We start from the raw sequence: 12,057 nt of genomic DNA on the forward strand, positions 1-12,057 counted from the left end.
CACCATGACCCTGGCGGAGGCGCCGGCCTCGGCATCCCGCCGCATTTTCGCCTGGCTGCGGGAGTGGCGCGAGTGGCCGGACGACCTGGCGCGGCTATGGCGGCGCTCGCTGCGGTTCCGGATTGTGGTGGTCACGCTGGGGCTCACGGCGCTCGCCGTGCTCGTGGCGTGCGTCTGGATGGCGCTCCAGGTGCAGAACGACCTGTTCGTCTCGCGGCGGGACCAGGTGCTGGTCGACTCGCGCCGCGCCACGCAAGCCGCGCAGGAGTCGCTCGACTCCGCCGCCGCGCAGGGCGATGGAGTGCAGCTGCAGAACCTCATGCGCAGCGTCCAGGCGACGCTCGCCGAGCAGTCCTCGAGCGACATGATCGCCGCCTTCCGCATCGACCGCACGCCGTCCCAGATCGCGCCGCAGGACTTCACCTCGGGGGGACTCGAGGAGGACCTCATCTCGCCGGGCCTGCGGACGGCTGTGCGCGCCGACGCGGAGCAGCAGTGGTGGCAGTCCGTCGCGCTCCCCGCGCCGCTCGGCGGCACAATGCCCGGGATCGTCGTCGGTCAGCAGCTGCTGGTGCCGGACGTCGGTCCGTACGAGCTCTACCTCGCCTACGACCTCGGCAGCGCGGAGCAGACCCTCGGGTTCATCCAGGTGACGCTGTGGACCGTCGGAATCGGGCTCGTCATCCTCATCGGCGGAATCGCCTGGTTCGTGCTCCGGTCGGTCACGACACCCATCTCGGAGGCCGCTGACACGAGCGCCCGGCTGGCCGCCGGCGAGCTCACCGTGCGCATCCCGGTGCGGGGCGAGGACGAGCTCGCCACGCTCGGACGGTCGTTCAACGCGATGGCCGACAGCATCGAATCACAGATCAAGGAGCTCGCCGACCTGTCGCTCGTGCAGCAGCGCTTCGTCTCGGATGTCTCGCACGAGCTGCGCACGCCGTTGACGACGATCCGGCTGGCGGCAGACATGATCAACGACCAGCGCGCCGACTTCGACCCCGCGACGGCGCGCGCCGCCGAGCTGCTCAACGCGCAGGTCCAGCGCTTCGAAGTGCTCCTGACCGACCTCCTCGAGATCAGCCGCTACGACGCCGGATCCGTGCAGCTCGAACTCGAGCCGACCAGCCTCGCCCAGCTGGCGGAGGGCGAGATCGCCTCGATGGAGCAGCTCGCCCACCAGCACGGCACCGACGTGCGGCTGGTCGCCCCTGGTGGCTACTCGCCCGTCGAGATGGACCCCCGTCGCGTCCGCCGGATCGTGCGGAATCTTCTCGGCAACGCGATCGAGCACGGCGAGGGCCGGCCGATCGTCGTCACGGTCGACAGCGACCAGCAGGCGGTGGCGGTGAGCGTGCGCGACTACGGCATGGGCATGAAGCCCCAGGACGTCGAACGGGTCTTCGACCGGTTCTGGCGCGCGGACCCTTCGCGCACCCGCACGATCGGCGGGACGGGTCTTGGGCTGTCGATCGCGCTCGGCGACGCGCGGCTGCACGGCGGCGAGCTGGCGGTGTGGTCGGAGCCCGGTCGCGGGTCCCACTTCGTGCTCACCTTGCCTCGCCGGGGAACGAGGCTCACCGCGCCGTCGCCGATCCCGGTCGACCCGGGCGAGACCGCGACCGATGAGCTCGGACTCACGCAGCCGATCGTGGTGGAGACGGATGCCTCGCGGCGAGGAGGGTCGGCATGACCCGGCGCCGCGGCATCCTGGCCGCCTTCCTGGCGACGGCGGCGCTCGCGCTCTCGGCGTGTGCGGGCCTTCCGACGAGCGGACCGGTGACCCCGGGACTCCCGGCAGGGACGGATGCCGGCAACCCCGACTTCTCGTTCCGGCCCGACAGCCCGCAGCCGGGGGCGACGCCCGAGCAGATCGTCACCGGGTTCATCCGGGCCGGCTCCGGCCCGGCCGACAACTGGGCGATCGCCCGCGAGTATCTCGCGCCCTCGATCAGCAGCACCTGGGACCCGAGCGCCGGGGTGACGATCGACGTGGAGAGCGACCGCGACTACGAATCGCCGGCCGAGGACCAGGTCGTGCTGACCCTCACCGCTGTGGCCTCCACCGACGCGATCGGCGCCTACGCCCAGGTCGAGGCCGGTCCGACGGAAGTCCCCTTCCAGCTGGCGAAGCAGGAAGACGGCGAATGGCGCATCACCGAGGCCCGGGACGGCATCGTCCTGGATCGGGACCAGTTCGCGTCCGTGTTCCATCGCTACTCGCTCATGTACTTCGACCCGACGTGGGAGTTCCTCGTGCCGGACGTCCGGTGGTTCCCCGCCGTGAACGCGGCGACCCACATCGCCGACGCGCTCATCCAGGGCGGACCGAGCCCGTGGCTGGCGGCATCCGTCTTCACGGCGTTCCAAGACGTCTCGCTCGCGCGGCCGTCGGTGCCGGTCGTCGACGGCGTCGCGCACGTCGAACTCGATGACAGCGCGCTCGCCGCGACGCCGGACACGCTGTCGCGGATGCAGACGCAGCTCGATGCGAGCCTGGCATCGGCGAACGTATCGAGCGTGGAGATCTCGGTGTCGTCGACGCCGCTCGAGATCGAGCCCGTCAAGACCCGCTCGACCCGGGTGAGCACCCTGCCCCTGGTGGACACCGCCGACGGCTTCGGCTTCCTCTCCGGTGACCAGCTGGAGCCGCTCGACGGGCTGTCGGCCACGATGGCCACCGTCGTGCCCGCGGCCATCCAAGTGGCACCGGACGGCGACTTCGCCGGCGTGCGCCTGGTCGACGGGACGGTGGCCCGGGTGTCGGCGGACGGGGAGGTCGCCGTCTTCGACACCCGTGCGGGCCTCGTGGACCCCACTGTGGACCCGTGGGGCTACACCTGGAGCGCCCCCCGTGACGCGCCGGCAGGGCTCGCCGCGTTCAGCGGCAGCGGGGAGCGGATCGACATGACGGGTGCCTGGCCCGACGCGACGCAGATCGCCGCCATGTCGCTGTCCCGCGACGGGACTCGGCTCGCCGCGGTCGTGACCAGCGGCGGACGACCGGCACTGTGGATCGCCGGAGTGATCCGCAACTCCGACGGTGTGCCGTCGGGCCTCGGCGAACAGCCGCTCCTGCTTACGCAGCTGCCGGGACCTGGGGCGGCGCTCGCCTGGCTGGACGACATCTCCGTCGGGGTGCTCACCCGCAGCGGCGACGTGCCGGCGGTCGTCGATCTCGTCGTCGGCGGACCCACCGTCACGACGCTCGCGCCGGAGGGCGTCACGCAGATCGCCGGGGCGAACCAGGCGACCACGGTGCGGCTGCGCGCCGCCGAGGGCGCCCTCTATGTCCAGCGCGGGTCGAACTGGACTCAGACGGCGGAGGGGATCCTGGTGCTGGCGACCCAGCAGGGCCTGTCCCGCTGACAGCGGCGTCCTCTCCTCCCCACGCCGTCGGGCGGCGTGAGAACGCGCGGTCGGACCGATCGGGGCGACGTGCCTGCCGCCGGCCGTTCAGGCTGGCCCGATGGAGTCTCCTCCCGTCGCCCTCCCAGCGCCCGTCCGCCGTGCGCTCGCGGATGCCCTCACGCTCCTCTTTCCGGTCGACTGCGCCGGCTGCGACGAGCCCGACATCGTGCTGTGCGATGCGTGCAGCCGCGCGCTGGAGCCGGCCCCGACCCGGCGCGTGCTCCCCTCCGGACTGGCGGTGTGGAGTGGGCTGACCTTCGAGGGGACGGCGGCACGCGTCATCCGCTCTCTCAAGGAGGACGGCCGCACCGGGCTCGCCCGGGCACTTGCCCCTGCGCTGCGCGCCGCTTTCATCGCGGCGGCCGGCCGCGATCGAGCCCTCGTCGTGCCGATCCCCACCTCGCGCGCGGCCATGCGGCGTCGAGGGTTCCGGGTTCCCGACCTCGTCGCGTGCCGCGCCGGGCTCACGGGCAGGTCTCTGCTCGCGCCGACCCGCCGCACCGCTGACCAGCGCGGCCTCGACCGCGACCAGCGGCAGGCGAACGTCGCCGCGTCGCTCGCGGCGCGGACGAGTGCGCCGGCTGCCGGCATCCGGCGCGTCGTCATCATCGACGACGTCGTCACCACCGGCGCGACGCTCGACGAGGCGGCACGCGCGTTGCGCGCTGCTGGATGGGACGTCGTCGGGGCGGCGACGATCGCCGCGACGCCCCGAATGGTCACCGGCGCGACACATTCGAAAGTCATAGGTGACTTCCCGGTGACGCGGAGATAGCGTGGGGAGGACAAGGCGACTGACGGTCCGCCCTTGACCGGGCGGACCGGAACAAGGAGGTCAAGGATGGAATCGAGCATCGTCGGCGTGGGAGTGGGTATCACCGACCGCTTCCGATCGGTTGTCGAAGAGAAAACCCTCCGGATAGAGCACCTTGCTCCTCGCGCGCAGCGAGTCGACATCAAGGTGACGCACCGGGCGTACCACAACGGACGCATGGAAGACGACACCGTGGAGCTCACCCTCACCGGGAAGGGCCCGATCGTCCGCGCCGAGGCGACCGACGCCGACAAGTTCGCGGCGCTCGACCTCGCGGTCGACAAGCTGTGCGAGCAGCTGCGTCGAGCGAAGGACAAGCGGGTCGATTCGCGCAATCACCCGCGTGGCGCGAAGTACGAGAAGGAGACTGGCGCCCTCCTGGGCATCGACGTGCAGCCGGTGTCCGTCGAAAGGCTCCGCGCTGTGGCGACCGGCGAGATTCCGGTCATCACCGGACCCGAGGACGAGGCGGACTACACCCCGGTCGTCATCCGTCAGAAGAGCTTCGATGCGGAGTGGATGACCGTCGAAGAGGCCGTCGACCGTATGGAGCTCGTCGGCCATGACTTCTTCCTGTTCATCGATGCGCGCAGCGATCATCCGAGCGTCGTCTACCGACGCAAGGGCTGGGACTACGGGGTGATCGCACTGACGGCCCAAGCGGCGTCAGAGCTCGCGTCCTGACCTGACGACACGAAGCGGATGCCTCGGCTCGAGGCATCCGCTTCGTCGTATGCACTTGCGGCGATATGCCGCGGCACGTCAGAATCACCCGAAACAGGGGGAGGACGCTGCATGCCAGCTCCGAAGTGGATCGTTCCGGTGTCGCTCCGCGGATATCAGCGCAGCTGGCTGGGGCCGGACATCCTCGCCGGAGTGATCCTCGCCGCCGTGGCCATCCCCGAGGTGATGGGCTACACGTCGATCTCGCAGACGCCCATCGTGACCGGGCTGTACACGATCCTGTTCCCGCTCGCGGCGTTCGCGCTGCTCGGCTCCTCGAAGCTGCTGGTCGTCGGCGGGGACTCGGCGACCGCGGCGATCCTGTCCGCTGGCCTGCTCGCGGCGGGGATCGGAGGGCTGCAGCCGGGCTCCGCGAAGTGGGTCGCGCTCTGCGGGCTCGCGGCGCTGCTGTGCGCCGTGCTGCTGGTGCTCGCGCGGGTGCTGCGGCTCGGCTTCCTCGGCGACTTCCTCTCGGCCTCGGTGCTGATCGGCTTCCTGACCGGCGTCGGGATCCAGGTCGCCACAGGGCAGATCCCGGACATCCTCGGGATCCCGAAGGGAAGCGGCAACTGGTTCCAGCAGCAGTGGGCGTGGATGACCTCGCTGGGTGAGGTGTCCTGGCCGACCTTCGCCTACGGGGCCGGGACGATCGCGATCATCCTCGGCTTCAAGCTGTTCCTGCCGAAGGTGCCAGGGCCCATCATCGCCGTGGTCGGACTGCTCGCGGTCGCGACCATCACCGACGCGTCGTCCTACGGGGTGGACGTCGTCGGGGCGATCCAGGGCGGACTCCCGCCGATCGGCCTTCCCGTAGGCATCACCTGGGGTGATGTGCCTGCGGTCGCGTCGACGGCGTTCGCGTGCTTCGTCCTGATCATCGCGCAGAGCGCCGCGACCTCCCGGAGCTTCGCGATGAAGCACGGCGACCGCGTCGATGTGAATCGCGACATCGTCGGACTGGCCGCGGCGAACCTCGCGGCGGGCCTGAGCGGCACCTTCGTCGTGAACGGCTCACCGACCAAGACGCAGATCCTCGACGAGCAGAAGGGCCGATCGCAGATCGCCAACCTGACCGTGGTGCTCGTCACGCTGGTCGTGCTGCTGTTCCTGACGAACCTGCTCACCGACCTGCCGAAGGCCGTCCTCGGCGGGATCGTGTTCCTGATCGGCATCGACCTCATCGACGTGAAGGGCCTGCGCCGCATCCTGCGCCGCCGGCCCATCGAGTTCGGCATCGCCATCGTCACCGCGCTCACGGTGTTCCTCGTGGGTGTGACCGCGGGCATCTTCCTCGCGCTCGCCCTGTCGCTGCTCGACGTGATCGCGCGGCAGTACCGGGCTCGCGACTTCGTGCTCGGCACCGGCAGCAACGGCGGCTATGCCTACAACCCCGCCAAGCCCGGCCAGCAGAGCGAGCCGGGGCTCGTCGTGTTCCGCTACGAGGCCGACCTCTTCTTCGCGAACGCGAGCCGATTCGCCGACGACGTCCAGGCAGTGGTGGACGGGGCGCCGGACAAGGTCCGCTGGGTCATCCTCGACTGCGCCGGCATCAGCGACATCGACTACTCGGCCGGCCAGGTGATGTCCGGGATCATGGACTTCCTCGACTCGCGCGGAGTGACCCTGATCCTTGCCCGGCCCGACGAGGTGCTGCTGGAGACGCTGCGCCGCTACGGCATCGAGTCGCGCATCCCCGCAGACCACGTCTTCGACGATCTCAGCGCCGCCGTCGCCGCCTTCCCGCGCACCTAGCGCCGCGCGGGCGCCGCGTGCCGCGGCTAGCGGTCTCCGTGAGTGCGGCGGGGGCCGCCGGTGTCGGGGCGGATCTCGATGAGCTTGCCGGAGATCCGGGTCTCCGCGAGCCGCGCGAACGTCTCGGGCGGCAGGTTCGCCGGCAGTTCGACGAGCGAGAAGTCCGGGCGGATCTGGATGGCGCCGAAGTCGCCGCGGCTGAGTCCGCCTTCGTTGGCGAGGGCGCCCACGATCTGTCGGGGTTCGACGCGGTGGCGCTTGCCGACCGCGATCCGATACGTCGCCAGACGGCCGTTGCTCGGTCGCTGCCGACGCTCGCCGCGGTCGCCACGGTCGTCGCGATCGAATCGGCCGGGGCGGTCTCCCCGGTCTGCGCGGTCGTCGAACCCTCGGCGCTGCTGCTCGGGCTCGGGCTCGAGCAGCAGCGGCGACTCGCCCTGCGCGACCACCGCGAGTGCGGCGGCGACATCGACCTCGGGCACGTCGTGATTGCGCACGTAGTGTGCGATGACGTCGCGGAATCCGTCGATGCGGTCGGTCTGGGCCAGCGCCGCGCTGATGCGGTCATCGAACCGGGTCAGGCGGGTGATGTTGACGTCGTCGACGCTCGGCAGCTGCATCTGGGTGATCGGCTGGCGCGTCGCCCGCTCGATCGATGACACGAGGTTGCGCTCGCGCGGTGTCACGAAGCTGATCGCGTCTCCCGAGCGGCCTGCGCGACCGGTGCGCCCGATCCGGTGCACGTACGACTCGGTGTCGGTCGAGATGTCGAAGTTGACCACGTGCGAGATGCGCTCGACGTCGAGGCCGCGGGCGGCGACGTCGGTGGCGACGAGGATGTCGAGCTTGCCCGACTTGAGCTGGTTGACGGTCCTCTCGCGGACGGGCTGGGCGACGTCGCCGTTGATCGCCGCCGCGGAGTAGCCTCGCGCCCGCAGCTTCTCGGCGATCTCCTCGGTCGCGCTCTTGGTGCGCGCGAACACGATCATGCCCTCGAAGTTCTCCGTCTCCAGGATCCGAGTCAGGGCGTCGATCTTCTGCTGGTAGGACACGATCAGATAGCGCTGGGTGGTCGTCGCCGAGGTCGTGGTCTTCGTCTTGACCGTGATCTCTTCGGGGTCGTTCAGGTACTGCTTCGACATGCGCCGGATCGTCGAGGGCATCGTGGCAGAGAAGAGGGCGACCTGCTTGGTCGCCGGAGTGTCCTTGAGGATCGTCTCGACGTCCTCGGCGAACCCCATCTTCAGCATCTCGTCGGCCTCGTCGAGCACGAGGAATCTCAGCTCCGACAGATCGAGCGTGCCCTTGTCGAGGTGGTCCATGATGCGGCCGGGCGTTCCCACCACGATGTGCACGCCTCGGCGAAGCGCCGAGAGCTGCACGCCGTAGCCCTGGCCGCCGTAGACGGGCAGGATGTGGACGCCGCGGACATGCCCCGCGTACTTCTCGAACGCTTCGCAGACCTGCAGGGCGAGCTCGCGCGTCGGGGCGAGGACGAGGGCCTGCGGGGTCTTCTGCGCGAGATCGAGCCGGTCGAGGATCGGCAGGGCGAAGGCGGCCGTCTTGCCCGTTCCGGTCTGTGCGAGGCCGACGACATCGCGGCCGGCGAGGAGGGTCGGGATCGTCGCCGCCTGGATGGCGGAGGGCGTCTCGTAGCCGACGTCGCTCAATGCCTTGAGCACCGACTCGCCCAGGCCGAGGTCGCGGAATGTGGTCGTTTCGGGCTCGGCGGGAGCCTCGGACTCGACGTGGTCATCGGATGTGGGCACGCTTCAGGCTAGTCCGCGCAGTGGGTCTCCGACAGGATCCGACGCCCAGAGGCTGCCCGCGAGTGCGTCACGCCGCCGTAGTGCCGAGTTTGGCGGGCCGTCCGCGCTTGGGCCGCGCCGTCGAGAGACCGAGCGCCATGGTGTGGTGCTGGTGCCCCGCGAGGCGGTCCTCGGTCCGGTCGAGCCAGCGCATCTCCGCCTCGGCTCGGGAGATCATCGCGTCGACGACGAGCGCCCGCGCGAACTCCTCCCGGTGGTCGTGCGGCCCTCGTGGGGTCCTGGCATCGGTGAGGCGCTCGAGCCGCGCGAGCGCAGCGAGCCGTTCCGTCTGGATGACCGCCGCGACGTCGGCGCCTGGGAGGGTCGCCGCGAGTGCGATCTTCACCGCGAGCTCATCACGCCCGCCCTGCGGCCGATCCAAGGGCGCGGTCAGCCAATCGCGCGCGCCCGCGCGCCCGGCATCCGTGATCTCCCAGTAGACGTGACCCTCGTCGTCGATCTCGCTCTTCGCGACGAGGCCCTCGCGCTCGAGTCGTTCGAGGGTGTTGTAGATCTGCCCGACGTTGAGGGGCCACACCGAACCGGTGCGGCGGTCGAACTCCGCCCGCAGCTGATAGCCGTAGCACGGACCCTGATCGAGGATCGCGAGCAGACTTCCCCTCACGGACATGGATCTCCTCTTCGGGTCAGTCGATCTCGTTGCCGAGTATATGAATACCGAGAAGCGAATTCATCGGATGCCGCAACCGGCGTGTCGCCGGGGCCGGGTGCCGCGGCATCCACAGCCCACTCCAAGATCACGGGCAGGTAACATGGGGAGGTATGCCTGCGCGCGGAAGCCGGTCGCCCCGGAGTTCCGCGCGCTGACCCGATAGATGGGAACTTTCCGTGGTCAATCCGCTCGAGAAACTGCTCCGCGCCGGCGAAGGCCGGATCCTGCGACGCCTACAGCAGATCGTGAAGGCCGTCGGTGCCCTCGAAGACGAGTACACCCAGCTCACGGACGACGAGCTGCGCGGCGAGACCGCCGAGCTGCGGGCCCGCTATGAAGCCGGCGCGACTCTCGACCAGCTCATGCCGGAGGCGTTTGCGGCCGTCCGCGAGGCCGCCAAGCGCACGCTCGGTCAGCGCCCCTACGACGTGCAGATCATGGGCGGTGCCGCGCTGCACCTGGGGAACATCGCCGAGATGAAGACCGGTGAGGGCAAGACCCTCACCGCTGTGTTCCCGGTGTACCTCAATGCGATCGCCGGCAAGGGCGTGCACGTCATCACCGTCAACGACTACCTCGCGAGCTACCAGTCCGAGCTGATGGGCCGCATCTACCGGGCCCTGGGGATGACGAACGGAACGATCATCGCGGGACAGACCCCGCAGGTGCGCCGCGAGCAGTACGACGCCGACATCACTTACGGCACCAACAACGAGTTCGGCTTCGACTACCTGCGCGACAACATGGCGTGGCGCAAGGAGGATCTCGTCCAGCGCGGTCACTTCTTCGCGATCGTCGATGAGGTCGACTCGATCCTGATCGACGAGGCACGCACGCCGCTGATCATCTCGGGTCCGTCCTCGGGGGAGGCGAACCGCTGGTTCGTCGAGTTCGCCAAGATCGCCAAGACGCTCGAGGTCGGCGTCGACTACGAGGTCGACGAGAAGAAGCGCACCATCGGCGTGCTCGAGCCCGGCATCGAGAAGGTCGAGGACTACCTCGGCATCGACAACCTGTACGAGTCGGCCAACACGCCGCTGATCTCCTTCCTCAACAACTCGATCAAGGCCCTCGCCCTCTTCAAGCGCGACACCGACTACGTCGTGATGAACGACGAGGTCATGATCGTCGACGAGCACACCGGCCGCATCCTGGTCGGCCGCCGCTACAACGAGGGCATCCACCAGGCCATCGAGGCGAAAGAGGCGGTGCCGGTCAAGGCCGAGAACCAGACCCTCGCCACCGTCACGCTGCAGAACTACTTCCGCCTGTACGACAAGCTCGCCGGCATGACCGGAACGGCCGAGACCGAGGCCGCGGAGTTCATGTCGACCTACGAGCTCGGTGTCGTGCCCATCCCGACCAACCGGCCGATGGTCCGCAAGGACCAGGCCGACCTCGTCTACAAGAACGAGCCGGCCAAGTTCGCCCAGGTCGTCGAAGACATCGCGCGCCGCCACGAGACCGGCCAGCCCGTCCTCGTGGGCACGGTGAGCGTCGAGAAGAGCGAGTACCTCTCGCGGCTCCTCGCCAAGAAGGGCATCAAGCACGAGGTGCTCAACGCGAAGAACCACGCGCGCGAGGCCGAGATCGTCGCCCGCGCCGGCCGCTACGGCGCGGTCACCGTCGCGACCAACATGGCCGGCCGCGGCACCGACATCATGCTCGGCGGCAACGCCGAGTTCCTCGCCGTCCAGGACCTCAAGGCCAAGGGCCTCGACCCGGTCGAGACCCCCGAGGCGTACGAGTCCGAGTGGGACTCGGTGTACGAGGCCACCAAGGCGAGTGTGGCTGAAGAGGCGTCGAAGGTCGTCGAGACCGGCGGCCTGTACGTGCTCGGCACCGAGCGCCACGAGTCGCGGCGCATCGACAACCAGCTGCGCGGACGCTCGGGCCGTCAGGGCGACCCCGGCGAGAGCCGCTTCTACCTGTCGCTGACCGACGACCTCATGCGCCTGTTCCAGTCCGGCGCCGCCGAGGCGATCCTCGCGCGCACGAACTTCCCGGATGACGTCGCCATCGAGTCCGGCATGGTGTCACGCGCGATCAAGAGCGCCCAGTCGCAGGTCGAGGCGCGCAACGCGGAGATCCGCAAGAACGTGCTCAAGTACGACGATGTCCTCAACCGCCAGCGCGAGGCCATCTACTCGGACCGCCGTCACATGCTCCAGGGCGATGACATCGCGGACCGCGTCGGACACTTCATCGAGGATGCGATCAAGGCTGTCATCGACGATCACACCTCCACTGGCCACACCGAGAGCTGGGACTTCGACGCTCTCTGGACCGAGCTCAAGACGCTCTACCCGGTGTCGGTGACGATCGACGAGGTCGTCGCCGAGGCGGGGACGAAGGGTCGGATCACACCGGAGGGCCTCAAGCGCGAGCTGCTCTCGGACGCCATGATCGCCTACCGCAAGCGCGAGGAGACCCTCGGCGAGACGGCCGTGCGCGAACTCGAGCGCCGCGTGGTGCTGCAGGTGCTGGACCGCCGCTGGCGCGATCACCTCTACGAGATGGACTACCTGAAGGACGGCATCGGCCTGCGCGCCATGGCCCAGCGCGACCCGCTCATCGAGTACCAGCGCGAGGGTTACCAGATGTTCCAGTCGATGATGGGGCAGATCAAGGAGGAGTCGGTCGGCTACCTCTACAACCTCGAGGTCGAGGTGCGCCGCGCCGACGGCGACGCCACCGAGGTCGAGGCCAAGGGACTCGGCGCCACGCCGATCGAGGGCCAGCGCCTGGAGTACTCTGCGGCGAACGACGCCGGCGAGGTCGAGGTCCGCAACGACCGCGGCCAGGTGCAGCAGGCGGCCACCAGCCGCGTGCGCCAGGCCRCTGCCGCCGCGGCGGCCACCCCCGCGCCCGCCGCG

At 69.5% G+C, this 12,057-nt stretch carries 8 protein-coding genes; 6 read left to right on the top strand and 2 right to left on the bottom strand.

The features are described from left to right. The first annotated feature begins 4 nt into the window (after positions 1-4). From mtrB to ACXJ3V_RS14605, 5 genes are all read left to right on the top strand, one after another. Entirely contained in the window at positions 5-1,693 is a 1,689-nt protein-coding gene (gene mtrB / locus ACXJ3V_RS14585) for an MtrAB system histidine kinase MtrB (RefSeq protein WP_457101047.1), read from the top strand. Further along, positions 1,690-3,369: a GerMN domain-containing protein gene (locus tag ACXJ3V_RS14590; protein WP_457101048.1), complete on the top strand. Its 1,680-nt coding sequence runs from the start codon at positions 1,690-1,692 to the stop codon at positions 3,367-3,369. Before mtrB ends, ACXJ3V_RS14590 begins: the two co-directional genes overlap by 4 nt. Positions 3,370-3,469: 100 nt before the next feature. Continuing rightward, the gene (locus ACXJ3V_RS14595; RefSeq protein WP_457101049.1) at positions 3,470-4,186 is read left to right on the top strand and encodes a ComF family protein; all 717 of its coding nucleotides are present in this window, start codon (positions 3,470-3,472) and stop codon (positions 4,184-4,186) included. A gap of 66 nt (positions 4,187-4,252) precedes the next feature. After that, a complete protein-coding gene (gene hpf, locus ACXJ3V_RS14600) occupies positions 4,253-4,909 on the top strand; it encodes a ribosome hibernation-promoting factor, HPF/YfiA family (RefSeq protein WP_457101050.1) in 657 nt (218 codons plus the stop codon). A gap of 111 nt (positions 4,910-5,020) precedes the next feature. Next, entirely contained in the window at positions 5,021-6,700 is a 1,680-nt protein-coding gene (locus tag ACXJ3V_RS14605; protein WP_457101051.1) for a SulP family inorganic anion transporter, read from the top strand. A 26-nt stretch (positions 6,701-6,726) separates the two neighbouring features. On the opposite strand, the gene ACXJ3V_RS14610 is transcribed toward ACXJ3V_RS14605, so the two are convergent. Further along, positions 6,727-8,469 (bottom strand): DEAD/DEAH box helicase, encoded by a 1,743-nt coding sequence (locus tag ACXJ3V_RS14610; RefSeq protein ID WP_457101052.1) that lies wholly within the window; start codon positions 8,467-8,469, stop codon positions 6,727-6,729. Between the two features lie 67 nt (positions 8,470-8,536). Next, the gene (locus ACXJ3V_RS14615) at positions 8,537-9,139 is read right to left on the bottom strand and encodes a PadR family transcriptional regulator (RefSeq protein ID WP_457101053.1); all 603 of its coding nucleotides are present in this window, start codon (positions 9,137-9,139) and stop codon (positions 8,537-8,539) included. A gap of 218 nt (positions 9,140-9,357) precedes the next feature. On the opposite strand from ACXJ3V_RS14615, the gene secA reads away from it, so the two are divergent. Then, a partial coding sequence (gene secA / locus ACXJ3V_RS14620; protein ID WP_457101054.1) for a preprotein translocase subunit SecA occupies positions 9,358-12,057 on the top strand: 2,700 nt, incomplete at its 3' end.

The sequence above is a fragment of the Microbacterium sp. P5_E9 genome (assembly GCF_054049175.1).